The organism is Pseudovibrio sp. Tun.PSC04-5.I4 (assembly GCF_900104145.1).
Taxonomy (GTDB): Bacteria; Pseudomonadota; Alphaproteobacteria; order Rhizobiales; family Stappiaceae; genus Pseudovibrio.
In genome coordinates this window covers 3,491,899-3,517,526 of sequence record NZ_FNLB01000006.1, presented here as the reverse complement: position 1 = coordinate 3,517,526, position 25,628 = coordinate 3,491,899, and the positions used below count along the sequence as shown (strand labels likewise).

Below are 25,628 nucleotides of genomic sequence, written 5' to 3'. Positions count from 1 at the left end.
TTATGCCCCTGAAGAGCAATTTTCAGGGGCTTTTTTTGCCCTCATCTTCATTTCCAATTCCTCTGACCAATATTGGCAAATTGAGCCACAAAATAATCCAGCCCACCGCTGTTACTTTAGCAACCATCTAGGGCATTGTAGTTTCTAACGAACAAGAAGCTATTGGGCACGAAGCTACAACTCACGCGGGCCAAGTCACAACTCGGTGTAAAATTCATCTAAGTTGACAATACTTACTCGCCAAAGCTGTAGTTCAATGCATCACAACACCTTGTGAAATTCGGTTTATTTTCTTCTTTAATCAATTTAATCAGACCCTTAGATCAATGAAGCCAATAGAAAACTGGAGAAGAAGCTGGTGAGCTACAGCAAATTTCTGACCTTTTGTCTCTCTTGCAAAACTAGGCTATGTAGTATTCTTAGCATTCAATAAATCATCGAAAAATTGCCGTACAGTGCAGCCACAGGAGTTTGAGCTAGATGGATGGTCAGCGTCGTCGCTATCAAGAAGTGGCTGAAGTCTTGCGCACTGAACTAAGCAACGGGACTTTCAAGGTAGGAGACCGTCTCCGCCCTGAACGCCAGATCGCTGAAGAGATGAGCGTAAGCCGGTCTCTCCTGCGCGAAGCAATGATCATGCTCGAGATTGAAGGCTTGATTGATGTGCGCAAGGGATCAGGCACTTACGTCGTTCGCCTGCCCAATACGGAGCCCACTGCAGCCACTGCCAACCTCGGGGATATCGGTCCCTTTGAGTTGCTTCAGGCACGCCAGTTGATGGAAAGTAACATCGCAGCATTTGCCGCCACCATGGTGACCAAAACAGACATTCTGCGCATGCGCCAAGCTCTCGAGAAAGAACGTACCGAGATTGCTCAGGGTTCTGGCGGCTATGAAGCAGACGAGGAATTCCACTTGTTGATTGCTGAGGCAACGCAGAATTCAGTTCTTGTCGATATGGTTAGAAACCTATGGCAACAGCGCAGTCGATCCAAGATGTGGGACAAGCTGCATGAACGCATCTTTGACCATACCTACCGCGAAGAATGGCTGAAAGATCATCAGGACATTCTGGACTCTCTCAAACGCCGCGACCCTCAGGCTGCGAAACAGGCCATGTGGCAACATCTGGAAAACGTCCGTAAACGCCTTTTGGAACTCTCTGACGTCGATGATCCAGCCTTTGACGCCTACTTATTCCAGCAGGATCCGCTGACACCTGCCTAGCTCCTATCAAACCAACAGCTATTCCGCACTATTCATAACCATGCAGTCTCGCGGGGACTATATCTTTGGTAAAATTCCCTTGAGCTCTCGCGCCCTTTACAGCAGGGTGGGTTCGCGAGATGTTTTAGTTACGCAAAACCAACAGGGCTGACGCGGAAGAATCATCTTCTGCTCACGCGCTGTGTACAGGGATGTCCTACGACCATGCATGAGATCGAACTCAAGCTTACAGTAGATGAAGCAACTCTGACGCAGCTGGTGAAAGCTAAGCCACCTGAGGGGTTTGAGGCCAGTGCGCAATCAACTCGGCAACTGCGATCCATCTACTACGACACCCCCGACCACACTCTGCGTAAAGCTCGCGTATCCTTGCGGACTCGCAAAAGCGATGACAACTGGTTGCAAACCATAAAACAGGGCGGCGGTATGCAGTCTGGCCTGTCCAGAAGGGTGGAGCTGGAAACTCCTATCAACGGGGGTAAACCAGATTTTGATGCAATCACAGACCCGGAAATCCGTAAAAATCTGGAAGACCTGCTTAAGGACAAAGAGTACGGCGTCCTCTTCGAAACGGTCATGACGCGCACCCTCACCTATTACTCAGATGCGGCTGGCGCGCGCATCGAAGTCGCTATGGATACCGGCGTTGCCAAGACGGAAACCCGGCAACATCCGATCAACGAAATCGAGCTGGAACTCCTGTCAGGCCCGATTGAAAGCTTGTATCGGCTCGCAAATGCGTTGATGAAAGATCGGCCAATTCTGTTCTCCAACACCAACAAAGCAGGTATAGGCTACCGACTTGTAAACGGGGAACAGCCGGAATTACAAGCAGATGCACTGCACTCCAATCCTATAGCACTCACGGATGAAGACAGCGCCGGTTCCGCCTTTCAGAAAATCCTGCGCGAATGCCTCCACCAAATCATTGCCAACCGTTCCTGTGTGTTGCAGCAAAACAACTCAGAGGGTCCGCACCAGCTCCGCGTTGGCCTGCGCCGTTTGAGAAGTGCCTTTAACATCTACAAAACAACTATCCCCGCGAACCCGATGATTGGGCAGTTGGATACCAACGCAAAGCAGCTGGCAACAACCGCTGGCAATCAGCGAGATATTGACGTGTTGGTGGAAGACATCATCACCCCAGTTATCCCCCTGCTCCCAGAAGGCCATTCAGTAACGGCATTATTCGAAGCCATTCAGCTCGCCCATAAGGAAGCTCAGCATGAACTGCGGGAAGAGCTGGTCAATCCGCAGCTCAACACATTTCTGCTGGATCTTGGGCAACTATCCGAAAGCCGGATATGGACAAAAAATCTCGCCAGTGTTCTCGATCAACCAATTAAAGAGTTCGCCCAAAATGCTCTGAGCAAACGCTGGAAGGTCTGCGAAAAACGTGCCGAAAACCTGCAAGACCTGAGCATTGAGCAACGGCATAATCTGCGAAAAGCACTCAAAAAAATGCGTTACACCGTTGAGTTCTTCTACTCCCTTTATGAGCCTGAAGATCTGAGCATATTTCTTAAGTGTCTGAAGCGCCTACAAAATACCTTCGGCTATTTGAATGACGTCGCGATGGCAGAACGTCTGGTCGCAATGAAGCTGCCGCAATCCTTGCAAAACAACGAAGTCTCAACGGTCATCGGCTACATCGCTGGCTGGCATCAGGCCCGTGCTGACAATGCATGGCTGGAAGCGCAGGAACGCTGGAACGCAGCCGTCGAAGCACCCAAGTTCTGGTAGGCTGCACCTAACTGTTGACGGTCAAATGCATTCGTTCAGGCGCAACATAAGCCCGCCCAATCTGGATCGGTGTATCATCCGCAATCACATTGATTGAATCCATGACAAGCACCGGTGAACCCTCTGAAATCTTGAGCAGTTCTGCATTACGCGCATCGCAAAGAGCTGCAGTAATGCGTGTTTCCTTACGGCGATAATCCCCAAACCCATACTTCTCCATAATTCTGGAGATGGACTCAGTTTCTTCAAAATCTGCCGGAAGATTTGGGAAGCGCGATTTTTCAAACCAGCTCACGCCAGTGATGATTGGAACCTCATCCGCATAGCTCACAGATTCGCTCTGGAACAAAGGCGTTCCAACCGCCACTCCCAGCATCTCAGCGGTATATGCGTCCGCTTCCACCTCTATAATCTTATACATATTTCCAGAAATTTCCTGGGCCTGACCAGACAAATTCTCTGTGAAACGAGTCCGCGGCCCAATCGGGTAGACAAGCGGTGCCCTCGCAACGAAGGTTCCACGGCCTTGATCAGCCCGTAAAAGCCCTTCTTCAATCAACGTAGATATTGCCCGCCGCACAGTATGCCTGTTCACACCAAAGTTTTGCGCAAGCACCTGTTCTGTCGGCATTTTTTCGCCTTCAGATATAGCCGACTTAGAAAGCTCAGCCCGCAGAAGTTCAGCTATCTGTTTCCACATAGCAACGCCAGCACGCCGCTCGACTGGAGAAAATTCAAATTTCATCGGAATCGTCATGCCCTCGTCATGAAACAACATTAGCTAGTTGGCGAGCAAAATATTTGTCTATACAACTAGACAATAATTGTTACTACTTAGCAATCGAATTACCGGCGCGTGGAAAGGGCAGCATCAAAACCCGCTCCGCGTCACAACACAATGCCGGGGAACCCTGCTGGTTCCTCTAGTCTAAAGGGGCTGAAATGACGGCAAGTTCGCTCAAGGAGCATTCACCGGAAATTGCAGCAAGACAGAATGCAATGGGTATTCTGGCGAAGGCATCAGCACAAGACATTGCTGATGCATGGAAAAACCTCAGAATTGAACCGAGTTACTCTGTGATACGACCAGCAGAAATCGGGCTTGTGATGGTACGAGGCCGCGCAGGTGGCACAGGCGCTCCATTCAACCTGTGCGAGGCAACCGTCACCAGATGCGTTGTTGCGCTGGAAGACGGCACAACCGGCTTCGGTCAGGCATTGGGCCGCGACAAGCAGAAAGTCCTGCATACAGCACTGATCGACGCGCTGTGGCAACTGCCTGCTCACCGCGCAACCGTTGAGGCCAAGGTACTGGCACCACTCGCAGAATCTCAAGAAACTTCTGAGAACGAGACCCGCGCTGAAGTTGCTGCGACCAAGGTTGATTTCTTCACCATGGTTCGGGGAGAATAATATGACCGCACAAACCGCTTCCTCAATTTTCGCAAAAGCACCTGCCCCCGGCTTTGCAGATGCAGTCCATGATGCACAATCCGTTTTCCGCGCCACTATGAATGCGCTGGCACAACCGGGCACGGTTCAGGAACTTGGCGATATCTCGCTAACACCGCCTGCTCCGCTTTCAACAGCAGCGACGGCACTCGTCCTGACGCTCTGCGATTACGACACGCCGCTTTGGTTAGATCCAGACCTTGCCTCAAATGAAGCAGTCAAAAACTACATCCGCTTCCATACAGCAGCACCGTTTGTTGAAAGCCCTAACGAGGCAACATTTGCTCTGGTTTCCAGCGGAAAAAACCTTCCTGCAATCGCTAACTTTGCGGCAGGCACAGCAGAATATCCTGATCGCTCCACCACAATTATCTTGATGGTTGAAGACCTTAAGTCTGGCGAAGGCGTTACGCTGGAAGGTCCCGGCATCAAAACACAAAACCTCTTTTCAGTAAGCCCGGTCCCAAGTTCCTTCTGGCAACAAATGCAGGCAAACAGCACGCTCTACCCGCTCGGAATTGATGTGATCTTTGCTGGAGAAAATCAGGTTGCTGGCGTGCCACGCTCTACCAAAATCACCGGTTTGGAGGCTTAACTCATGTATGTTGCCGTTAAAGGTGGCGAGAAAGCCATCCGCAATGCTCACAAGCTTATGGCTCGGGATCGCCGCGGAAACACCGATGTTCCTTCCCTTAGCCTCAAGCAGCTCTCAGAGCAGCTTTACCTGTCTGTCTCTCGCGTCATGGCCGAAGGGTCTTTGTACGATACAGAACTGGCAGCTCTTGGTATCAAACAATCCCGTGGTGACCTGATCGAAGCTGCATTCCTGATGCGCGCTTACAGAACCACCCTGCCTCGTTTTGGTTACTCAAAGCCAATCGACACCGCCAGAATGCTCATTCGTCGCCGTATTTCAGCGACTTATAAGGATCTACCGGGCGGCCAGTTGCTTGGCCCAACCTTCGATTACACCCAGCGCCTGCTCGATTTTAAACTCGCAGCAGATGGCCAAGTACCAACACCTGAAGTCCAGGAATTCCAAAAAGAAGAAGTCGTCCCACGCGTGACCGATCTCCTCAACGATGAAGGCCTGATTGAGATAGACGAAGCACCGGCACCAGACACCCCGGTTGGCGATCTCACTCGTGAACCACTCACCTTCCCGGCAGATCGCGATTTACGCTTGCAAAACCTCGCTCGCGGCGATGAAGGCTTCTTGTTGGCTCTGGGCTATTCCACACAGCGTGGTTTTGGCCGAACTCACCCATTCGCAGGCGAAATTCGCCTTGGCGAAGTGGAAGTAGACTTCTTCATGGAAGAGCTCGGCTTTGAAGTCCCATTGGGCATCATGACAGCCTCTGAATGTCAAATGATCAACCAGTTCCAAGGCTCAGCAACAGCCCCACCGCAGTTCACACGCGGTTACGGGCTGGTTCCAGGTCAGGGCGAGCGCAAAGTCATGGCAATGGCTCTGGTGGACCGTTCCCTGCGCGCAGAAGAACTGGGCGAGGAGATCGATTCTCCAACTCAGGATCAGGAATTCGTTCTGTCCCACTCCGACAACGTTCAGGCAACTGGCTTCGTAGAGCACCTGAAACTGCCTCACTACGTTGATTTCCAGTCAGAACTCGAGTTGATCCGCAAGGTTCGCAAAGAGTGGCAGGAAAAACAGGACGCGGCAGAGCAAGAACTCGTAGCGGAGGCAGCACAATGACTGAGATAGCTGAAACCCAAGGCATCTCCGACGAGCACTACAACTTCGCTTATCTGGATGAACAGACCAAACGCATGATCCGCCGCGCAATCCTAAAGGGCATTGCAGTTCCGGGATATCAGGTTCCATTCGCCGCCCGCGAAATGCCAATGCCATATGGCTGGGGCACGGGTGGCGTTCAGGTAACGGCTGCTGTCATCGGCAAAGACGATTGCCTGAAAATGATCGATCAGGGCTCAGACGACACAACCAACGCAGTCGCCCTGCGCACCTTCTTTGTTGAAACCACTGGGGTGGAAACAACAACGAAGACCAAAGACGCATCAATCATCCAGACCCGTCACCGTATTCCAGAGGAAACGCTGACGAAAGATCAGGTACTCGTTTATCAGGTGCCAATCCCTGAGCCACTCCGATTTCTGGAGCCTCGCGAAACCGAAACACGCAAAATGCATGCGCTGGAAGAATACGGCCTGATGCATGTGAAGCTTTACGAAGACATCGCAAAATTCGGCCACATCGCAACGGCTTATGCCTACCCCGTTTTGGTGGAAGATCGCTATGTGATGGATCCATCTCCAACGCCAAAGTTCGACAATCCGAAGATGGACCAAATGGAGGCTCTTCAGCTGTTTGGAGCTGGTCGCGAGAAACGCATCTACGCGATCCCACCGTACACCAAAGTTGTCAGCCTCGACTTCGAAGATCACCCGTTTGAAATAAACAAGTTCGAACAGCCCTGCGCGATCTGTGGCGCGGAAAGCGTTTATCTGGATGAGGTCATTCTCGACGATGCCGGCAACCGCATGTTTGTCTGTTCAGACAGTGATTATTGTGAGGACCGCCGCGAAGCAGGTCATGTTGGGCACCTCGGGGTTAACCCGCTGGAAGCTGAAGGAAACGACTAATGTCCTTTGATACTCAAGGTACTGAAGACCTTCCGCTTCTTCAGGTTCGCAACACCACAAAACTCTATGGGGGCCGCATTGGCTGTAAAGATGTCAGCTTTGACCTTTACCCGGGTGAAGTGCTCGCAGTTGTTGGCGAAAGTGGTTCAGGCAAAACAACGCTCCTGAACAGCCTGGCAACACGCCTTACTCCCACCTCCGGGTCTGTGAGCTATCGCAATCGCATGGGCCAGATGCGCAATCTTTATGAGATGAGCGAAGCTGAACGCCGCATGTTGATGCGTACAGACTGGGGCTTTGTGCATCAGCACCCTGCCGATGGCCTGCGCATGACAGTCTCCGCTGGTGCAAACGTCGGTGAACGCCTCATGGCTGTCGGCGCTCGTCACTATGGCAACATTCGCAATACAGCAACAGACTGGCTTGGCCGCGTTGAGATTGAAGAAGATCGCATTGACGACGACCCGCGATCCTTCTCTGGTGGTATGCGCCAGCGCCTGCAAATCGCACGGAATCTGGTAACCAGCCCCCGGTTGATCTTTATGGATGAGCCAACGGGCGGGCTTGATGTTTCGGTTCAGGCTCGCTTGTTGGATCTACTCCGAGGACTGGTCGCGGATCTAGGTCTTTCCGTGATCATCGTTACCCACGATCTGGCTGTTGCACGTCTCCTGTCACACCGCATTCTGGTGATGCGCCACGGGCATGTGATTGAAAGTGGCCTGACAGATCAGGTGCTTGATGATCCACAACAGAGCTATACCCAGCTTCTCGTGTCTTCCATCTTGCAACCTTGAGGACAGAACAATGTCAAACACTCCAAAGACGAAAATTCTGGTCTCCGATCTTGCAAAGTCATTCACAATGCACTTGCGAGATGGCTTGGAAATACCAGTGGTGTCCGGCGTCAACTTCTCCGTCGCAAGCGGCGAGTGCGTTGTCTTAGGCGGTCCATCGGGATCAGGCAAAAGCTCGATCCTGAAGATGATTTACGCCAATTACCGGTGTCAGAAGGGCCAGATCCTCATCTCCGATGGCGACGAAATCGTCAACATCGCGGATTCAACACCGCGCCGCATCATCCGCCTGCGTGAAACCACAATCGGCTATGTCTCCCAGTTCCTGCGGGCCATCCCGCGTGTACCGGCTCTGACACTGGTTGCCGAACCACTCATGGCACAAGGCGTTGATGAGGAAGAGGCATTTGAACGAGCTGGAAATCTTCTCGCTCGTCTCAATGTGCCAGAACGCCTGTGGCAGCTCCCACCAGCAACCTTTTCAGGCGGCGAACAACAACGCGTAAACATCGCACGTGGGTTCATTGCCCACTACCCAATCCTTCTCCTTGATGAGCCAACAGCGTCACTCGATGCAGCAAATAGAGCCGTTGTTGTTGAGCTGGTGGAAGAGAAAAAGAAACAAGGCGTGGCAATGGTCGGCATTTTGCATGATCACGACGTGCGCGACGCAATTGCAGACCGGATCGTAGACGTCATGTCTTTCGCCTCGGCTGCATAAACGGGAAACTCGCTCCATGATAAAGCCCCCCAAACTCAAAGAGACGGTCATAGAGTCAACCGTCTCTCTCAGAGAGGCTAGGATTGGCCGGCAATGCGAAGTGCTTGGTCCAACCCATCTGGAATATTGTGAGCTCGGCGACTACTCCTACATTGGCCCGAACAGTTCAGTAGCAGACACTGTTATTGGAAAATTCACGGCCATTGCATCCAATGTTCGTCTGGGTCCTCCCAATCACCCTATGGAGCGGGTTTCCCAACATCGGTTTACGTACACACCTGAATATTATCGGGGTGACAAAGAACGGGACCACACCTTCTTTGCAAACCGGCGAGCAAACCGCGTCCTCATCGGCAATGATGTTTGGATAGGCCACGGCGTAACCGTCCTTCCCGGTGTTACTATCGGTGATGGGGCGATCCTCGCAGCGGGTGCTGTCGTTGCAAAGGACGTCGAGCCGTACATGATCGTTGGCGGCGTCCCTGCGAAGTCTATCAAACCAAGATTCTCAAAAGACATCACAAACCGGCTTCTCACACTGAAATGGTGGAATTGGCCGGATGACGATATCTTCGAGCGTTTGTCCCTGTTTCAATCAATGTCTGTGGAAAGGTTTCTTGAGCACTTCGAACCTTGCTGAACTGTCACAGTCCAGACATCGTTCACTCGGTAAGTCGAAAGCCTAAGGATTTTACGTATGCGATATTCAATCTACTTCAGTCATCCGCAGACAGCTGAATTGACCCGTTTGGGTAATCAGTGGCTTGGGCGATCAGCTTTTTCAAACGACAAACTTCAACAACCCACTCTCAAAGATGTCGGCGGCGAACGCCTGTACAATCTCACAGAGGACGCGCGGCGTTACGGGTTCCATGCCACCATGAAACCACCGTTTCAGCTGGCAGAAGATAAAACGCAGGAAGATGTAAAATCTGCACTAAAGGACTTAGCAAGGAAAACAGCTCCCTTCTCTCTTGAAGGGCTGGCCCCAAACCTTCTCGGTAAGTTTTTGGCTCTTACTCCCACAGCAAAGTCACAGCAGCTCGTTGATCTGGCAGCACGGTGCATCAAGGAATTTGATCATCTGCGTGCGCCGTTGAACGACAAAGATATAGAACGCCGCCGAAAGGCCAACCTGACACCAGAACAGGACAGCTATATGCTCGAATGGGGCTACCCCTACATTTTTGAGCATTTCCATTTTCACATGACGCTGTCAAAACGACTTGAGAATGAAACCGAACGTAAAGCTCTTAAGGCTGCTGCGCAGGACCATTTCAAGCCCGTTATTAATCAACCATTCCCCATTTCCCACCTCGCTCTCTGCATTGAGCCAGAGGCAGGGGCACCGTTCCAAATTATAGAGATCACACCATTGGAAGGAACCGCAGGATGAGCGACGTCGGTTTAAGCGAAGCACCACATCAGACCTCAACCCTAGTTGAGCCGCATACGCCAATGGTATTCACCAATGCAAAACTGGTCCTGCCAGAGCAGGTCATGGATGGCACTCTGGCCGTCAAACAGGGCAAAATCCACGATTTAAGCGAAGGTAATGTGACCAACGCTATAGATTGCGAAGGCGATTTCCTCATTCCCGGTCTCGTGGAATTGCACACAGATCACTTGGAAAACCACTACAAGCCTCGTCCCGGCGTAACTTGGAACGCCGTTTCCGCTGTGCAGGCTCATGATGCACAAATCGCTTGTTCCGGCATCACCACTGTGTTTGATGCACTCCGCGTTGGTATGGAAGATAAAGCAGACCTGACAGCACACGACATGCGGGCAATGGCAGATGCCATCGAAATCAGCCAGCACGAAGGTCGCCTTCGGGCTGATCATTTCATCCACCTGCGCTGTGAAGTCTCCGCCGACAACTGCGTTGAAGGTTTTGACCTGTTCAACAAAGATGCGCGCGTGCGTCTTGCATCGTTGATGGACCACACTCCGGGTCAACGTCAGTTCACGTCCATGGACCAATTCGAGCTCTACTACAAAACCAAAAAAGGCCTTTCTGATGAGCAGATGAAAGAGTTCACTGACCAGATGCAAGCCCGTGCAGCACGGAACTCAGCCAAGAACCGTATTGCAGTTTCTGATCGCGCCAAAGCAGCTGGCATGATTCTAGCGAGCCATGACGATGCAACTCTTGCTCACGTTGAAGAAGCGATTGAGTTCGGCATCAACGTTGCAGAATTCCCAACGACGCTTGAGGCTGCAAAAGCATCCCATGAAGCTGGCATGGCAGTCCTGATGGGCGCACCGAACGTGGTGCGCGGCAAATCTCACTCCGGCAATATCTCCGCCCGCGAACTGGCAGAAGCCGGATACCTCGATGTATTGTCTTCAGATTACGTCCCAGTTTCCCTGCTTCAAGCAGTCTTCCTGCTGGACCAGCAAGTGGAAAACATCTCCTTGCCGCAAGCCGTACAGAAAGTAACCCGCATTCCAGCTGAGGCGGTTGGTCTGTCTGATCGCGGCGCACTTGAAGTTGGTCGCCGAGCAGACTTGGTTCAGGTCCGCATAGTGGGTGATGTCCCAATTGTGCGTGGCGTTTGGCGCGAAGGTTACCGAGTCGCTTAAGACACCACGATTGAGAGGGAGATTATGGTGACTGCTGCAGGAGTAGCCGAAAAACACACATCAAAGCTGGGCCCCGGCGCACTCGTCATCGTTGTCGGTCCAAGCGGTGCAGGCAAAGACACACTGATCTACGGTTACAAAAATCAATGCGCTGATGATGAGAGCATCATGTTTGTCCGCCGTCTCATCACGCGTCCTGCTGATGCTGGCTCAGAGCCTCATGAGGCTCTCTGTCATGATGAGATGTCAGATCTCATCGCACAAGGCCGTGTCGCCTTGTCGTGGCCAGCCCATGGGCTGGTCTACGCATTGCCTGAATGTGTAGATGAGCACATCGCAAAAGGTGGCATTGCCATCGCCAACGGGTCTCGGAAAGCATTGGCAGAAGCTGTCGCAAAATATGAGAAGGTGCTGGTCGTTCACATAACTGCGCCCATCTCAGTGCTGGCAGAACGGCTTGCATCCCGCGGCAGAGAAACAGCTGAAGACATAGAGCAGCGCCTGCACAGGGCAGACCTATCCTTACCAGAAGTCCCTCACCTCGTGGAAATACAGAATATCGGCAACCCGGAGGACGGCATTGCCGTGCTTAGCCGAGAAATCAGGAAGTTTGCGGGCTGAGCTTTTTCAAGGCTTCCAGCCCCACAAGATGGGCAGCAATCATCCCAAAAAGCGCCTGAGAAAAATCATACCTGTGCGCTGCAAACTCGGGCTCTTTGTAAAGTGTTTCCAGAACTGGTGGTGGGTTGGTAATCGGCCACAAACCGGCAACGACCACATGAATGGTGAAGAATACATTCAATGCTTCTTCGGCATTCAACCACGGCAACCCTTTTTGCAGCGCAGCCCCTGCCCGAGCGGCTTCACTCAGCAATGCCCGCTTAAAGTTCCGCACGCACTCAATGGAGATGTTTTTTTCCATTGTTGGTGCAATTAAGCTCATCAGTTCACACAACCGTTTGCGAGACGCAAACATTTCCGCCAACAGGTTCGCCATATCCGTCGGCGTCATCACGCCTGAGACCTGCTTCTCAAGCTCTTTGATAACTTCAACAAAATCTTGCAGCAACAGCTCAACCAAAATCGCTTCGCGCGACTCAAAATAACGATAGATATTGGATTTCACAATACCGGCACGGCTGGCAATCGCCTGTAATGTCAGGCCATCTACGCCATCCTCATCAAGAACACAGGTCGCAGCCCAAATAAGATCATTGTGGCGCTGCGCTTTTGCTTCTGCCGATCTGGCACGCTGAAAACTCTGGTTGGTCATAGCCTCGTGATAAGTTGCAAACAAATTCCTGTCAATAAATCTTGGCATACTCCATTGACAAACTTACGTAAGATCATAAATTAAGAGAACAACATTCTCCTAATCGTAGTTTTACGGGATCGCCAAACAAATGTACCCGAAAATAAATCTGACAGTGAATGGCCAGAATAAAGAAATTGAAGTCGATCCGGAAATGCCGCTCCTGTGGGCGCTCCGTGACACTCTCGATATTAAGGGCCCTAAATTCGGTTGCGGCATCGCTTCATGCGGCGCCTGCACCGTGATAATTGATGGAGAAGCCGTGCGCTCCTGCACCCAACCGGTTGGGGAAGTGAGCGGCGAGATAACAACCATCGAAGGTATCTCGCAAGGCAATGAACTCCATGCAGTTCAGCAGGCCTGGATAAAGCATTCTGTCCCACAATGTGGATATTGCCAATCCGGACAAATCATGGCGGCAGTTTCTCTCTTAGAAGGAAACCCAAATCCTTCTGACGAGGATATCAGCGATGCCATGACCAACCTGTGCCGCTGCGGAACTTACCCTAAAATCCGCGCTGCGATCAAAGACGCCGCACACACGCTAGGAGCCTAAAAATGAGCCGTTTGGGAAAATACACCCGCCGTGCCTTTCTTGGGCTAGGTGTCGCTGCTGCTGGCGGTCTCGCCGTCGGCTATTACTTCTATCAAAAGCCCTACGCAAACCCATTGGATGCAAAGAAGGCTGAAGGCGAAACTCCGTTTAACCCCTATGTGATGATTGATGCGGATAACACCATCACCATCATCGCACCACGGGCAGAAATGGGTCAGGGCATCCACACGACGCTGGCCGCGCTTGTTGCTGAGGAACTGGAAGTCCCTCTAGAACAGGTTATCGTGGAACACGGGCCATCCAGCCCTGCGTACTTCAACGCAGCAATGCTGGAAGAAGGCACACCCTTCCCGTTCTATGACGAGAGCTTGCTCGCAGAAATGGCACGCGGCTCCATGAAAGTCGTTGCCAAGTTCCTTGGCCTGAATATGACAGGTGGCTCGTCTTCCACCACCGATGGCTTTGTGAAAATGCGCGAAGCTGGGTATGCAGCCAGATATGTCCTCGTCAAAGCTGCGGAAGAACATTTCGGCACGACAGAAGACAATCTTTTGCTCGCCAACGGCACCATTACCGACAAAAAATCAGGACGCTCCGCCACCTATGGGGAACTTACCAGCAAAGCTGTAGCAATCTCCCCGCCAAGTGAAATGAAGCTCAAAAAAGCAAGTGAGTGGAAGATCCTTGGCAAACCGCAAAAGCGTGTTGAGCTGAGAGACAAAGTGACCGGTGGTCGTATCTTCGGCATCGATGTTCAATTGCCTGACATGCTCTACGGCACTGTGAAAATGGCGCCACGCAAAGGCGTAAGCCTGAAATCCTACGACAAAACCAAAACACTCGCAGTGCCCGGCGTGAAGGACGTTGTCGAAATCAAAACAATCTCCGGTGAAGGCTTAGGCATCATCGCAGATAACACATGGGCCGCCTTCAAAGGCGCGGAGGTGCTAGAAGTAGAATGGGACGATCCACTCTCTCTCCAGAACTCAGAGCAGATGTGGGCTGCGTTAGAAACCGCATTAACGGAAGAAGCCACATTTGAACTAGGCGGCACAGGATCAGACACCGAAGTCTTCTCCTCCATTCCAGAAAGCGAAGCCATCACGGCCAAGTATCGCGTGCCTTTCCTCGCGCATGCAACTATGGAACCCATGAACGCGACTGCACAGCATGACGGCGAGACCGTCCGCATTTGGACTGGGACCCAAGCACCGGGCTTGGTTCAATCAGCTATCGCTCGTCAGTTTGATATGGACAGCGCAGACGTCGATGTAACCACAACACGCCTCGGCGGCGGGTTTGGTCGTCGATTAGAGGCTGACTTTTCGCTCTATGCCGCAGTCATTGCAAAAACCACGGCCCCGCACCCCGTCAAAGTAACGTGGACACGAGAAGAAGACACACAGCACGACACCTATCGCCCCATGGCAATCGGTGAGTTTAAAGGACAAATCACAAAGTCCGGCACACTCAAAACACTAGACATGCACGTGGCCTCCCCATCCATCATCGCAAGCGTGATGCCAAGAACATTCCCGGCGATTAGCCCTGCTGGTCCGGATAACACGGTGCTGGATGGCGTTTTCAACCAACCACTTGATGTGGAACATCAGCGCTGTCAGGCTCATGTAACGGATCTTCAGGTGCCACTTGGCTTCTGGCGCTCCGTTGGCAACTCCATCAATGGTTTCTTCCATGAAAGCTTCATTGATGAAGCCGCGCATAAAGCAGGCAAAGACCCGCTGGAATTCCGTCTGGCTCATCTGACCAGTGATGAGTTTATGCCAGCACGGGAAGCGTTAAAGCGCGTTGCAGAAATGTCAGGTTGGGGCACACCACTCCCCGCAGGCAAAGGCCGCGGAATTGCACATGTCCTTTCTTTCGGCACATGGACAGCGCAAGTGGTTCAGGTCGACGTGACCGATAATACGGTGACCATCGAAGAAGTTTGGGCCGTTGCTGATCCGGGCCTTGTGCTCGACCCAGGTATCTTCAAAGACCAGATCATGTCCGGCATCAACTTCGGGCTTAGCCAAGCGCTTGGTCAAGAAATCACCTGGTCAGACGGTAAAGTGGAACAAGCCAACTTCGACACATTCGATGCTATGCGCATGTACCAAGCGCCTAAGATCACCATTGAGTTGCTTGAGAATTCACCGAGGATGGGCGGTGCTGGCGAACCGGGAACACCGCCGTCAACACCAGCTCTGGCAAACGCCATCTTTGCTGCGACCGGCAAGCGCATCCGGCAAATGCCGCTCAGCAACGAAATAGACTTCATCTAATAGCAAAGAAGCCCGGAGCACTCATCACTCCGGGCTTCTTTATGTCTTCAGTATTGGTCTAATCCGTCAAGTAGCCAGCTGGCATTCCAAACGCTTCCTCAAGAGACGTCAGCGTCGCATCCGTATCTGCAGTGCCATCAGCAACCGCTTGGACATCAACATTCCCCGGTCCGCGTGGTACCACATCACGCCGTTTTAGGTCACGTTTTGGCGCACCAGTGAGTTTGCTCTTTCGCCGTGCTTTTGGTTCAACGGCCGCAACAGCAACCCCTTCCGGTTTGGCCACCGGCATGAGAGTTTTCGAGCTTTCAGGATTAGGCGCAGCACCTTCAACTAGCAGAGGCAGATCTTCACCATCAATCGAGGCTGTCGTTTGCTGATCCGTACTTTTAGCGGGGCCAGCAAGAATTGCTGGTGCTGATGTAGAGGTAAGTTGCTCACCAGCACTCAAAGATGTATCCGCAGCAGAAGCACGCAAACGCTTAGCTGCTTCAACGGTCTGTGAACCTTCCAGATCCGCAGCGAGTTTTTCAGCAACCCTTTGCATTTTCTGCTCATTGCCAAATGAGGCGCTGGCGTACTCTTGCTTCTTCACCCGTTCAATACTTGGCAAACCGATTGAACCACGAATTTTCAGTGGAGCAAGTTCAGCACTCTGCTGAGGCGAAGCAGATCCGTCATTCGCCTTGGAATTATCCAACATACTCGGTTGCAAATACCAAAGGACTTCACCATCTTTCATGTTGATGGAACCACGCCCTTCAACCAGCGCATTCTCACTTTGCAAGGTAAGACCACGAAACTCAGCTGTTCCCTTGTCAAAGGCAACATCAGCGCCCCAACTGGAAAATGCAGTGCTGTCAGAGGCGGAAAACGGCCAACCCGTAATCTGCGTGTTACCAACAGCAGCAACCAACTGGTCCACATCCAGTTCATAAAGCAATCCATTGCCAAGCTGGAAACTGAGAGCACCCGCCATATTCACCCACATGTCAGTTGGTGTCTGGCCAGAGGTCTTCACATCCATTTCGGCATAAAGGTTCCCATCAACGCGCGGCATATCGCCAAGCGAAGCAAGGAACGGTGCAGCATCAACACCCTTGAGAGAAAACTCCGCATCAATACCCGGCTTAACAGTCGCACCATTCAACAAGAGCTTACCGGCGCCTTCCCCACGGAACAAACCAACGCGGGTCACATCAAGTGCAAGTCTGCCATTCTCAAGCGTGGCTTTAAGCTCAGCATCCTGCCCCTTAAGCGCACCAAGACTTAAGTTCTTGATGGAAAGGCCGAGATCAAGATCGAAATTCCGAAGCACGGAGAAGTCATAGGCACCTTCCCCATTTTCGTTCTTCCTGTCACTACGGGAAAACATCTCGTCAAAAGAAGCTCCTGCAACGGTCAGAGAACCACTCAGCTTGGGAAGGTCGCCCATGTCCAGCCGACCTGATCCAGAAAGCTTGGTTTCATCCAGCTCAAAGCTTGTGTTCTTAAAGGCAAGCCCGTCTGCATCAGGTGTAAATTGCCCCACAACGCGTAATTTGTTACCGCGCATGTATCTTGGCAGCGGACGTCCATACCAGCGGGCGAAAGAATTAAAGTCATCAGTTTGGAACGCAACAAGGCCATTAAACCCTTCACTCAAAGAATAAGGGCCAGTCAGACTTCCAGAAAACATCTCGCTAGAGAAAGAAAGATCAACATTCGCATCAGAGCGCATTCCGCCTTGCAGATAAACCTGCTCACCATGCCAGCGCGCAGTGCCTTTTAACTCCAGTGGCTTATTGATGCCTGTAAAGGCGAGAGAAAGATCCATATCATCGATGGATTCTTCTCGTGCGTCCACAGCCAGCAACTCTGGCATCTGAATTCCGGAGATACGTCCCTTCCGCAAGATGGCACCACCGTCCATCTCAAGCGCAGCAATCAACTCATCATAGGATTGCCCAACGCCGTAGAATGAGACGTCTATGTTTGCAAAACCAGAACTCGTAAAGTCTAACCCGGCTAATCGCAAAAGCTGCTCAAAGTCCAAAGATTGGCCGGATACTTGCCCTTTAAGCTCGTACCCGTCTTCCAGATAGTTCAGCGCAACATCGCCGCCGAGCGCCACTGCACCTGTTGTGATAGAAAGGTCTTTCGTGCGGACACCGCGCTGGCGGAACTGCAATTGAGTCACCAGCTCCCCTGCTCCAACACTTTCAGGCAGGTTTGGGTCATATTCAGCAGCTGATTTTGCAAGCGCTGGCAGATTAAGGACCACGTTTAGTGAACCAACCGGCCTTTCACCAAACGCCAGTTGCCCTTCAAAACTAAGTTTTTCTTCTGCAGGACCAGAAACATGCGCTTCAACAGAAGTTGCGCGGGCTTCGCTCAACGCCTGAACGGAGCCAATCCGGCCACCAAGCTCAAACCGCTGATTATAGTGCGTAAAGCCACCTTCCGCAGTCAGGCCATCACCGCCGTCTTCCAGATTAAGAAGCAGCGCAATCTCAGAAACCATTAGAGGCGCTTCTTGCTTCGGCTCACTGTAAGAAATCACACCACCGTGGATTTTGACGCTATCCAGATCCAGCTGCTGCATAAACTCTGCTACGCGCCCGGCTATACTCGCGGCAAATTGAGAAGCTCCATCTTCATCGCTCCCCTTTGCCAAGTGAGGCTGCCACGACGCCGACCCGCTCTGATCAAACTCCAACGTCCATTTAGGGTTGAAGAGCTCAATATTCTCAACGATATTGCCGCCGGTCAAAAACTTTAGGGAGTTCAGCTCAAACCGAGCTCGCTCAATCTGCGCAAATTCAATACCATCCGCCCGTGCAATACCGGCAACGCCAAGACTTTCAACTTCAATCGCCAAAGTCGGGAACAAATCGACACTCGTGCGCCCATCCAATCGTAACCGCCAACCTGTTGCAGTTTCGAAAGATTCAGCAATCTGAGCTTTAAGTTTTTGCTGTGGTACCAGCAGCGGTGCAAGCACCAGACCGCAAGCCACAAGAGCTATGACAGCTCCAAAAACAAGTAGTGAGCGTTTCATGTAGTTTCAGTATCCCAATGGACGAATGCGCCAATCTTAGAGGATTCTTTCTATGTAAGCAGCGTATACTCAACAAATACAGAGCAAAAAGCCCAGAAAAAACGTCTAAATTATGATTGAGCAAATTCTTTAAATTCACGATGGGTAAGATTTGCACGGTGTAATCTACAAGGCCCTACCACATTTACTCCCCATTGTCGCAGTATCACAACCATTCAAATTGGCGTATTTCTGCTCTTTTCCTTGGTCTTTTTAATTGTTTTTGCGTATCAATAGAGTTCCACTTAGATTGATCCTCATCTTTATAAGTGACACAAAAACTCTAGATAACTAGAGCAAGAAAATAAGAGCAGCTGCACGGAGCACTTAAATGCTGGAATCCCTGAAGAAGTTTTTCAAAAATCTGACCCTTGAAAAGGAAGAGGATAAGCGCTTCTCTGTGGATGATGAACGCCTCGCAGTAGCTGCCCTCATGTTTCACATCATTGCGGTAGATGGTGAAATTGAGCAACAGGAACTCGATCAGTTCAAGCGTGTTTTGCAGCAGCAGTATGAGTTGGACGAAGAAGACACCAAGGAGCTGATGCAGCTCGCAAAACAACGCGATGATGAAGCCGTCGATCTATACGGATTCACATCCATTTTAAAACGAAAGCTAGAGCCCGAACAACGCCTGAAAGTGATTGAAGCACTGTGGGAAATGGTTTTCGCTGACGGCTCAGTTCATGAATTTGAAGACAATACGGTTTGGCGAGTTGCAGAATTGCTTGGCGTCTCTTCCAGAGATCGCATGCTGCTCAAACAAAAGGTTGCACACCGCAAAATCGGTAGTGACCCTTCCATTTAAAGGTACCTATTTTTAAAATGTTAGAGCGAAACAAGCAGCACAAACCCAAAATACTGGTAGTGCTGCATCAGGAGACATCAAATCCCGGTCGTGTAGGTCAGCAGCTGGTCAAACGAGGTTTTGAACTGGATATTCGGCGCCCTCGATTTGGGGACCCACTACCAGAAACACTTGATGCACACACAGGCTCCGTCATTTTCGGCGGACCTATGAGTGCAAACGACAGTGATGATTTCGTAAAGCAAGAAATCGACTGGATCAGTGTACCACTTAAAGAAAACAAACCTTTTCTCGGCATCTGTCTGGGTGCACAAATGCTCTCCAAAAATCTTGGCGGCAATGTCACGGGCCGGGATGATGGACTGGTAGAAATCGGATATTACCCACTTAAAGCAACGCAGGCAGGGTCCAGTCTCATGAACTGGCCGACACAGGTTTATCAATGGCATCGCGAAGGTTTCTCAATACCAACTGGTGCGGAATTGTTGGCATCCAGTCCAACCTACGAAAACCAAGCTATTCGCGTCGGTCAAAATGCTTTTGGGATTCAATTTCACCCAGAGCTGACCTACGCCATGATGAACCGTTGGACGACGAAAGCAGCCAGTCGACTGGTCTTGCCGGGAGCTAAAAAGCGCAAAGAACACTTCACAGAGCGTTTCGTCTATGACCCCGCAGTCTTACATTGGCTTGAAACATTCATGGACAATTGGATTGGACGGGCAGCGATTGCTCTTCCGCAGTAAGCTGGTAGATACAAAAAAGGGTCAAAGCATTCACTTTGACCCTCAAAAACAATCTGTGTGTTTGCTTACTCTGCAGCAACAGCGTCAGCAGCTGGCATTCTTTCGCCCGGCTGCAGGATTGGCCCACCAACCGGCAAAACATCGCGCCCACACACATCTTTGTAGATGATATGCGCCATGACGTACCAAGCGCAGAATGAACACAGGATCAGCACATAACCTGCAATCACGTTGAAGAATGCAGGCCCAAAGTGGCCAAGCAAAAGTAAGATAAAGCCCACCAGCAACGTTCCGAAAATGGATGCTTCAGCTGCATGGATGTGCAACGCGCCGTAGAACATGATGCCGGTGTAAATGGTGAATGGCAGCAGGAAGAAGCCAATGTCAGAATGCGAAGAAGCGTAAAAGCCCAACTTGTTACCAACGAGGATACCTGCAAACGCAAGCCAGAAAGCGCCGTAGATTGTGAAAGCGCTGTAGCCAAAGTTATTGCCGGTTTTGCCGGTCTGGAAGCCAGCTACCAGCTGAGCAAGACCACCAACAAATACTCCAAGCCAGAGCACTGGACCCATATTCTGCAGAAGACCGATATTGGCCATCTGAAGAACGAATGTTGTCATACCAAATCCAGCTAAGCCGATGACTGCTGGGTTTCCTGTTTTAGTCTGCACGATTGCACCCTCAATAAAAAACCCAACATCTGGTCAAGCAAGAACATCCGCCTTAAAGATCAGAGGCTGGGAAATAAATTATCTATTTAGTTGAGGCGCTCCTTACAGAGAGCTGCATGACGGAACAACCGCACAAGCACGTAACGTGATAATACCTACCTTTTAGATTTAGCGGTCATATTTATCCAAGGCGTTGATTATGCATACTTTTCCAGATCACAGAAACAAAAACCCAGCAACGCATAGTATCCATGCACTAAACGCATTGCTGGGTTTATCTAAGTAATATGGAGTAGAATGTAGGCTTATGCCTTATAAGCGACAATCAAATCCTTTGCGTCAATTTGATCACCTGAAGCAACGCAAACTTCGTTGATCACACCATCTAACTCTGCATAAACAGATGTTTCCATCTTCATCGCTTCAATAGATACCAGCAGATCCCCGGCTTTCACTTGCTGACCAGCCTTCACCGCCAATGTCGAGATAACGCCCGGTACCGGCGCACCAACTTGCAGCTCGTTGTCATCATCCACCTTCCGGCGCGCAGGCGTTTTGGCAGCACTGTGCGTCCGATCAATAATACGGATGTTACGCGGCTGACCATTCAACTCGAAGAACACACGCTTTTCGCCATGTTCATCGGTTTCACCAATCGCCAGACAAGAGATCACCATCACCTTACCCGGCTCCAGCTCAGCCATGATTTCATCGCCAATCTTGAGGCCGTAGAAGTAGACTGGTGTTGGCAGAACACTGGTAGGACCATACTTGTCCTGCGCCTTAGCAAACTCCGTGTAAACCTTCGGGTACATAAGCATGGAGGACAGTTCTTGCTCAGACCCCTTGCGGCCTAGAACGTCGGTAAGCACAGCCCGTTTCGCATCCAGATCTTCAGCTTCCAACAAGGAGCCGGGACGAACGGAAATCGGCTCCTGACCTTTCAGAATTTTCCTCTGCAATTCAACAGGCCAACCACCTGGAGGAATACCCAAATCACCATGCATCATGCTGACCACGGATTCTGGGAAGGATACTTCCTTATCAGGATCAACAACATCTTCCGGCGTGATGCCCTGAGACACCATCATCACCGCCATGTCACCAACAACCTTGGAGCTTGGCGTCACCTTCACAATGTCACCGAACATCATGTTGACGTCAGCATAGGCTTTCGCGACTTCGTGCCAGCGCATTTCCAGTCCAAGAGAACGAGCCTGTTCTTTCAGGTTAGTGAACTGACCACCCGGCATCTCATGTAAATACACCTCAGAAGCCCCAAAACGCAGATCACTTTCAAAAGCACGGTACTGAGTCCGCACAGCTTCCCAGTAGAAGGAAACCTGCTGAATGCGATCTGTGTTGAGACAACTATCACGGGATGTTCCCTTCAACGCTTCAACAACAGAGCCCATGCACGGCTGTGAAGTGAGGCCAGAAAGTGAATCCATTGCCAAATCAACAATGTCGACACCACTTTCAACGGCTGCCAGCACAGTAGATGCTGCAATGCCGGAAGTATCATGCGTATGGAAGTGAATTGGAATTTCAATCTCTTCCTTCAGCGCTTTGATCAGAACTTTTGCGGCTTGCGGCTTCAGCACGCCGCCCATGTCCTTGATACCAAGAATATGGGCACCAGCCGCTTCAAGCTCCTTTGCCAGATTGACGTAGTACTTGAGATCGTATTTCGGACGCGCACTGTTCAGAATGTCACCGGTATAACACAGCGCGGCTTCACACAGCTTGCCCTCTTTCTGCACAGCATCAAGAGAGACCCGCATATTCTCAACCCAGTTGAGGCAGTCAAACACGCGGAACACATCAACACCAGCATCTGCGGCCTGGCTCACAAAGTGCTGAACCACGTTGTCTGGGTAGTTTGCATAACCCACACCGTTTGACCCACGCAGCAACATCTGCATCAAAAGGTTGGGCGCTTTGTCACGAACAAGGCGTAAACGCTCCCACGGATCCTCTGTCAGGAAGCGCATGGATACATCGAAAGTTGCACCACCCCAACATTCCAGCGAGAACAACTCTGGAAAGCCTTGCGCGTAACTATCTGCAACCTGTGCCAAATCATAGGTCCGCATGCGTGTAGCAAGCAGAGACTGATGCGCATCACGCATAGTCGTGTCCGTTACCAGAACTTGCGGTTGCGCCTTCACCCACTTGGCAAACTCTTTTGGCCCAAGCTGTGCAAGCTTCTGGCGAGTACCATCCATAACAGGCAAATTGAACTGCGGAGCCACCGGTTTCGGAGCATCAACTGGCGGCTTCGGACGAGCTTTTGTTTCCGGGTGACCATTCACAGTCACATCCGCAATGTAGTTCAGAAGTTTGGTCGCACGATCCGCCGTTTTGATGTTCTCAAACAACTCTGGCGTATTATCAATGAAGCGCGTTGTGTAGGAATTCGCTAGGAAAGACGGATGCCCAATAATGCGTTCAAGGAAAATCAGGTTGGTCGCAACGCCGCGAATTCGGAACTCACGAAGTGCACGATCCATACGCGCACAAACTTCGCTCGGAGTCGGCGCCCATGCGGTCACCTTTTCTAACAGCGGATCATAAAAGCGTGTAATGACGGCACCAGCATACGCAGTCCCACCATCAAGGCGAATGCCAAAACCAGTTGCGCCCCGGTAAGCACTTAAGCGTCCGTAATCGGGAATGAAATTATGCTCTGGATCTTCCGTTGTAATCCGGCATTGCAACGCATGACCACTGAGCGTAATGCCTTTTTGCTCTGGAACACCCGTATCAGATTTGTCGCCAATACGGCAACCTTCAGCAATACGGATCTGCGCGCGGACGATATCAATGCCTGTCACTTCTTCAGTGACAGTGTGCTCAACCTGAATACGAGGGTTAACTTCAATAAAGTAAACCTTGTCCGTATCCGCATCCATCAAAAACTCGACAGTGCCCGCACCACAATAATCAACTTGGCGTCCAATCCTCAGGCCGTATTCGCACAGCTCTTGACGCTTTTTTTCATCAAGGTAAGGCGCTGGCGCCCGTTCCACCACTTTCTGGTGGCGGCGCTGAATGGAACAGTCACGCTCAAAAAGATGAACCAGATTGCCATGACTATCCCCAAGGATCTGCACTTCAACATGGCGTGCCCGCTCAACCAGCTTTTCGAGGTAAACCTCGTCCTTACCAAAGGCCGCACGGGCTTCCCGCTTCGCTTCAACAAATTCGCGCTGCAGCGTTTCTTCATCACGAATAACGCGCATACCGCGCCCGCCGCCACCCCACGATGCCTTGAGCATCACAGGATATCCGATTCCAAGCGCAAGCCGTTTCACTTCTTCCATGTCATCTGGAAGCGGGGCAGTCGCAGGCATAACCGGGACACCGGCTTTAATCGCCAGTTCACGTGCAGCTACTTTGTTACCAAGCCGGCGCATGGTGTCTGGAGATGGGCCAATAAAGATGATGCCGTTTTCGGCACATGCCTCAGCAAATTCCGGACTTTCGGAAAGGAACCCGTAACCAGGATGAATGGCATCAACGCGCTGCTCTTTCGCAACGCGGATAATTTCGTCAATAGACAGGTAGGCCTCAATCGGGCCCAACCCTTTGCCGACCTGATACGCTTCATCAGCTTTAAACCGGTGCAAAGCAAGCTTATCTTCTTCAGCAAAGATAGCAACCGTTTGGAGACCAAGTTCGTTAGCTGCTCTAAAAACGCGAATTGCAATTTCTGAGCGGTTAGCAACCAAAATACGTTGAATAGTCAAAGTAGGTCTCCCAGTCTCTATGTATTTTTGGAATTTATAGTCGAGCTGCGCCACCATTGAAAAGATTAATTTATAGTCACTTAGGCCATTACTAGATTTCAGAGGTCATAAAACACTAAGAAAACGGGGAAATTCTACGGAATTTATCGTATAATTGAGAAAAACTAAACACGTTAAAAAATATACACAAATCCATTAAATTTTGTCTTCACTAATATATCTCAAATGATTTTCTACTTTTACAACTAAAGGAGACAATACTATCACCCCCAAAAGCAAACAGCAGGTTCCACGAGTGTGAAACCTGCTGGCTGCAATAATATTAGTAAATACAATCAGTTTAATCTAGCGAATGAGCCCAAGGCGGAAGCCTTCAGCAACAGCATGCGTTCTATTCGAAGCGTGCAGCTTTCTTGCAGCAGATGCTAAATACCAGTCCGCAGTATGCTGAGAAATACTCAGGATCTGGCTAATTTCCCAACTCGTTTTACCAGCAGCAGACCACTTAAGGCATTCAAGTTCACGAGGAGTAAGGCGATGTCGCGGACGGCTGGTGTTAGCACCAATCAATTCACGAACCTTATTGCTCGAATAAATACCAACCAAGTGTAGAACACTGATCTCACGTTCATTCAGACGGACCTCAGGTCCACCGAAAATCAACATTCCTTGATAACTCTGAAGGCCGTGTATCGGAACGCAAATCCCGTCATACATGCCAAAATCACGAGCTTCCGAAAGAATTTGTTGAGCAACAGCAGACAAGTTTCGATCACGAGCAACGCTCGACCACAAAAACGGACGACTAGCAGTCCGTGCCTTGGCCACGATAGGATCATTTTGCACGTAGTCACGCTCTAGATAACGCTGTTGCCACTCTGGACGCCAACCACTCAACATAATTGACCCATCTAATGATGCGCCTGTGTCGGGGATCGCCGCAAGACAAAAACTCGTAAAGCCAAACGACTGTCCAAGTTCTGAAATGCGCTTTGAAACACCGTCAGATGTTTCTTCGTTATTAATAGACTCAACAAATTCAAGTGCAGCAGTCAACGGATTCATTTAACTCACCCCTACATATTATGCCTCCAACAACCTTACTCTACGCAATCCCTACCCAATATAGAAGGTGTATCTATCACCCATCTCATATTCGCGGCCCATATTTTCATATTGGGAAAGAAATCTATTCAATTTAACTTCGACACTACCATATTTTACATAATGTATATTGACGTTGTCAAATTGCACTATGTCTTTTTGGAAAT

22 protein-coding genes are annotated in these 25,628 nt (G+C 50.7%); 16 read left to right on the top strand and 6 right to left on the bottom strand.

Annotation, left to right across the window (positions count from 1 at the left end):
- Nucleotides 1-480 precede the first annotated feature (480 nt).
- Both BLS62_RS21675 and BLS62_RS21670 read left to right on the top strand, forming a co-directional pair.
- On the top strand, nucleotides 481-1,227 hold the full coding sequence (locus BLS62_RS21675) for an FCD domain-containing protein (RefSeq protein ID WP_093185810.1): 747 nt from the start codon (nucleotides 481-483) through the stop codon (nucleotides 1,225-1,227).
- A 204-nt stretch (nucleotides 1,228-1,431) separates the two neighbouring features.
- Nucleotides 1,432-2,970 carry a CYTH and CHAD domain-containing protein gene (locus BLS62_RS21670; RefSeq protein WP_093185806.1) on the top strand — a complete coding sequence of 513 codons (1,539 nt, stop codon included), beginning with the start codon at nucleotides 1,432-1,434 and terminating at the stop codon, nucleotides 2,968-2,970.
- 7 nt (nucleotides 2,971-2,977) lie between these two features.
- On the opposite strand, the gene phnF is transcribed toward BLS62_RS21670, so the two are convergent.
- Nucleotides 2,978-3,727, bottom strand: a complete 750-nt coding sequence (gene phnF, locus BLS62_RS21665; protein WP_208991016.1) for a phosphonate metabolism transcriptional regulator PhnF — start codon at nucleotides 3,725-3,727, stop codon at nucleotides 2,978-2,980.
- A 185-nt stretch (nucleotides 3,728-3,912) separates the two neighbouring features.
- Between phnF and phnG the strand changes: the two genes are divergently transcribed.
- The 10 genes from phnG to phnN are packed head-to-tail and all read left to right on the top strand — an operon-like array spanning nucleotide 3,913 to nucleotide 11,769.
- Nucleotides 3,913-4,383, top strand: a complete 471-nt coding sequence (gene phnG, locus BLS62_RS21660) for a phosphonate C-P lyase system protein PhnG (RefSeq protein ID WP_093185797.1) — start codon at nucleotides 3,913-3,915, stop codon at nucleotides 4,381-4,383.
- Nucleotide 4,384: 1 nt separating this feature from the next.
- Nucleotides 4,385-5,017, top strand: a complete 633-nt coding sequence (phnH, locus tag BLS62_RS21655) for a phosphonate C-P lyase system protein PhnH (RefSeq protein ID WP_093185792.1) — start codon at nucleotides 4,385-4,387, stop codon at nucleotides 5,015-5,017.
- A 3-nt stretch (nucleotides 5,018-5,020) separates the two neighbouring features.
- Nucleotides 5,021-6,136: a carbon-phosphorus lyase complex subunit gene (locus BLS62_RS21650; RefSeq protein ID WP_093185789.1), complete on the top strand. Its 1,116-nt coding sequence runs from the start codon at nucleotides 5,021-5,023 to the stop codon at nucleotides 6,134-6,136.
- Nucleotides 6,137-6,159: 23 nt separating this feature from the next.
- Complete coding sequence (locus BLS62_RS21645) at nucleotides 6,160-7,044, top strand: alpha-D-ribose 1-methylphosphonate 5-phosphate C-P-lyase PhnJ (protein WP_093189372.1); 885 nt, start codon at nucleotides 6,160-6,162, stop codon at nucleotides 7,042-7,044.
- A complete protein-coding gene (gene phnK / locus BLS62_RS21640; RefSeq protein WP_093185786.1) occupies nucleotides 7,044-7,841 on the top strand; it encodes a phosphonate C-P lyase system protein PhnK in 798 nt (265 codons plus the stop codon). Before BLS62_RS21645 ends, phnK begins: the two co-directional genes overlap by 1 nt.
- Before the next feature lie 10 nt (nucleotides 7,842-7,851).
- The gene (gene phnL, locus BLS62_RS21635; RefSeq protein WP_093185781.1) at nucleotides 7,852-8,562 is read left to right on the top strand and encodes a phosphonate C-P lyase system protein PhnL; all 711 of its coding nucleotides are present in this window, start codon (nucleotides 7,852-7,854) and stop codon (nucleotides 8,560-8,562) included.
- 16 nt (nucleotides 8,563-8,578) lie between these two features.
- On the top strand, nucleotides 8,579-9,202 hold the full coding sequence (locus tag BLS62_RS21630) for a DapH/DapD/GlmU-related protein (RefSeq protein WP_093185777.1): 624 nt from the start codon (nucleotides 8,579-8,581) through the stop codon (nucleotides 9,200-9,202).
- 57 nt (nucleotides 9,203-9,259) lie between these two features.
- On the top strand, nucleotides 9,260-9,958 hold the full coding sequence (locus BLS62_RS21625; RefSeq protein ID WP_093185773.1) for a DUF1045 domain-containing protein: 699 nt from the start codon (nucleotides 9,260-9,262) through the stop codon (nucleotides 9,956-9,958).
- A complete protein-coding gene (locus BLS62_RS21620) occupies nucleotides 9,955-11,148 on the top strand; it encodes an alpha-D-ribose 1-methylphosphonate 5-triphosphate diphosphatase (protein WP_093185769.1) in 1,194 nt (397 codons plus the stop codon). The genes BLS62_RS21625 and BLS62_RS21620 overlap by 4 nt, the downstream gene beginning before the upstream one ends.
- Before the next feature lie 24 nt (nucleotides 11,149-11,172).
- Complete coding sequence (gene phnN, locus BLS62_RS21615) at nucleotides 11,173-11,769, top strand: phosphonate metabolism protein/1,5-bisphosphokinase (PRPP-forming) PhnN (protein ID WP_093185765.1); 597 nt, start codon at nucleotides 11,173-11,175, stop codon at nucleotides 11,767-11,769.
- Here phnN and BLS62_RS21610 read toward each other — a convergent pair.
- Nucleotides 11,750-12,469, bottom strand: a complete 720-nt coding sequence (locus BLS62_RS21610) for a TetR/AcrR family transcriptional regulator (RefSeq protein WP_208991014.1) — start codon at nucleotides 12,467-12,469, stop codon at nucleotides 11,750-11,752. The genes phnN and BLS62_RS21610 overlap by 20 nt on opposite strands.
- A gap of 82 nt (nucleotides 12,470-12,551) precedes the next feature.
- On the opposite strand from BLS62_RS21610, the gene BLS62_RS21605 reads away from it, so the two are divergent.
- Together BLS62_RS21605 and BLS62_RS21600 are read left to right on the top strand one after the other, a co-directional pair.
- A complete protein-coding gene (locus BLS62_RS21605; protein WP_093185757.1) occupies nucleotides 12,552-13,016 on the top strand; it encodes a (2Fe-2S)-binding protein in 465 nt (154 codons plus the stop codon).
- 2 nt (nucleotides 13,017-13,018) lie between these two features.
- The gene (locus BLS62_RS21600) at nucleotides 13,019-15,301 is read left to right on the top strand and encodes a xanthine dehydrogenase family protein molybdopterin-binding subunit (RefSeq protein ID WP_093185752.1); all 2,283 of its coding nucleotides are present in this window, start codon (nucleotides 13,019-13,021) and stop codon (nucleotides 15,299-15,301) included.
- A 58-nt stretch (nucleotides 15,302-15,359) separates the two neighbouring features.
- On the opposite strand, the gene BLS62_RS21595 is transcribed toward BLS62_RS21600, so the two are convergent.
- The gene (locus tag BLS62_RS21595) at nucleotides 15,360-18,341 is read right to left on the bottom strand and encodes an AsmA family protein (protein ID WP_093185749.1); all 2,982 of its coding nucleotides are present in this window, start codon (nucleotides 18,339-18,341) and stop codon (nucleotides 15,360-15,362) included.
- A gap of 370 nt (nucleotides 18,342-18,711) precedes the next feature.
- Here BLS62_RS21595 and BLS62_RS21590 point away from each other — a divergent pair, with 370 nt between their 5' ends.
- On the top strand, nucleotides 18,712-19,188 hold the full coding sequence (locus BLS62_RS21590; RefSeq protein ID WP_093185745.1) for a tellurite resistance TerB family protein: 477 nt from the start codon (nucleotides 18,712-18,714) through the stop codon (nucleotides 19,186-19,188).
- Between the two features lie 17 nt (nucleotides 19,189-19,205).
- Nucleotides 19,206-19,934: a glutamine amidotransferase gene (locus BLS62_RS21585; RefSeq protein ID WP_093185741.1), complete on the top strand. Its 729-nt coding sequence runs from the start codon at nucleotides 19,206-19,208 to the stop codon at nucleotides 19,932-19,934.
- A gap of 65 nt (nucleotides 19,935-19,999) precedes the next feature.
- Here BLS62_RS21585 and BLS62_RS21580 read toward each other — a convergent pair whose 3' ends face one another.
- The 3 genes from BLS62_RS21580 to BLS62_RS21570 all read right to left on the bottom strand — a co-directional run bounded on the left by BLS62_RS21580 (nucleotide 20,000) and on the right by BLS62_RS21570 (nucleotide 25,422).
- Nucleotides 20,000-20,605, bottom strand: a complete 606-nt coding sequence (locus BLS62_RS21580; protein WP_093185736.1) for an acetate uptake transporter — start codon at nucleotides 20,603-20,605, stop codon at nucleotides 20,000-20,002.
- Nucleotides 20,606-20,910: 305 nt separating this feature from the next.
- Nucleotides 20,911-24,357 (bottom strand): pyruvate carboxylase, encoded by a 3,447-nt coding sequence (pyc, locus tag BLS62_RS21575; RefSeq protein WP_093185730.1) that lies wholly within the window; start codon nucleotides 24,355-24,357, stop codon nucleotides 20,911-20,913.
- Between the two features lie 345 nt (nucleotides 24,358-24,702).
- A complete protein-coding gene (locus BLS62_RS21570) occupies nucleotides 24,703-25,422 on the bottom strand; it encodes a LuxR family transcriptional regulator (RefSeq protein ID WP_093185726.1) in 720 nt (239 codons plus the stop codon).
- Nucleotides 25,423-25,628 lie beyond the last annotated feature (206 nt).

Excerpts from the sequence above, each read along its gene's own strand:
- BLS62_RS21675 (WP_093185810.1), top strand. The coding sequence starts at position 481 with ATGGATGGTCAGCGTCGTCGCTATCAAGAAGTGGCTGAAGTCTTGCGC.
- BLS62_RS21670 (WP_093185806.1), top strand. The coding sequence starts at position 1,432 with ATGCATGAGATCGAACTCAAGCTTACAGTAGATGAAGCAACTCTGACG.
- phnF (WP_208991016.1), bottom strand. The coding sequence starts at position 3,727 with ATGACGATTCCGATGAAATTTGAATTTTCTCCAGTCGAGCGGCGTGCT.
- phnG (WP_093185797.1), top strand. The coding sequence starts at position 3,913 with ATGACGGCAAGTTCGCTCAAGGAGCATTCACCGGAAATTGCAGCAAGA.
- phnH (WP_093185792.1), top strand. The coding sequence starts at position 4,385 with ATGACCGCACAAACCGCTTCCTCAATTTTCGCAAAAGCACCTGCCCCC.
- BLS62_RS21650 (WP_093185789.1), top strand. The coding sequence starts at position 5,021 with ATGTATGTTGCCGTTAAAGGTGGCGAGAAAGCCATCCGCAATGCTCAC.
- phnK (WP_093185786.1), top strand. The coding sequence starts at position 7,044 with ATGTCCTTTGATACTCAAGGTACTGAAGACCTTCCGCTTCTTCAGGTT.
- phnL (WP_093185781.1), top strand. The coding sequence starts at position 7,852 with ATGTCAAACACTCCAAAGACGAAAATTCTGGTCTCCGATCTTGCAAAG.
- BLS62_RS21630 (WP_093185777.1), top strand. The coding sequence starts at position 8,579 with ATGATAAAGCCCCCCAAACTCAAAGAGACGGTCATAGAGTCAACCGTC.
- BLS62_RS21625 (WP_093185773.1), top strand. The coding sequence starts at position 9,260 with ATGCGATATTCAATCTACTTCAGTCATCCGCAGACAGCTGAATTGACC.
- BLS62_RS21620 (WP_093185769.1), top strand. The coding sequence starts at position 9,955 with ATGAGCGACGTCGGTTTAAGCGAAGCACCACATCAGACCTCAACCCTA.
- phnN (WP_093185765.1), top strand. The coding sequence starts at position 11,173 with ATGGTGACTGCTGCAGGAGTAGCCGAAAAACACACATCAAAGCTGGGC.
- BLS62_RS21610 (WP_208991014.1), bottom strand. The coding sequence starts at position 12,469 with ATGCCAAGATTTATTGACAGGAATTTGTTTGCAACTTATCACGAGGCT.
- BLS62_RS21605 (WP_093185757.1), top strand. The coding sequence starts at position 12,552 with ATGTACCCGAAAATAAATCTGACAGTGAATGGCCAGAATAAAGAAATT.
- BLS62_RS21600 (WP_093185752.1), top strand. The coding sequence starts at position 13,019 with ATGAGCCGTTTGGGAAAATACACCCGCCGTGCCTTTCTTGGGCTAGGT.
- BLS62_RS21595 (WP_093185749.1), bottom strand. The coding sequence starts at position 18,341 with ATGAAACGCTCACTACTTGTTTTTGGAGCTGTCATAGCTCTTGTGGCT.
- BLS62_RS21590 (WP_093185745.1), top strand. The coding sequence starts at position 18,712 with ATGCTGGAATCCCTGAAGAAGTTTTTCAAAAATCTGACCCTTGAAAAG.
- BLS62_RS21585 (WP_093185741.1), top strand. The coding sequence starts at position 19,206 with ATGTTAGAGCGAAACAAGCAGCACAAACCCAAAATACTGGTAGTGCTG.
- BLS62_RS21570 (WP_093185726.1), bottom strand. The coding sequence starts at position 25,422 with ATGAATCCGTTGACTGCTGCACTTGAATTTGTTGAGTCTATTAATAAC.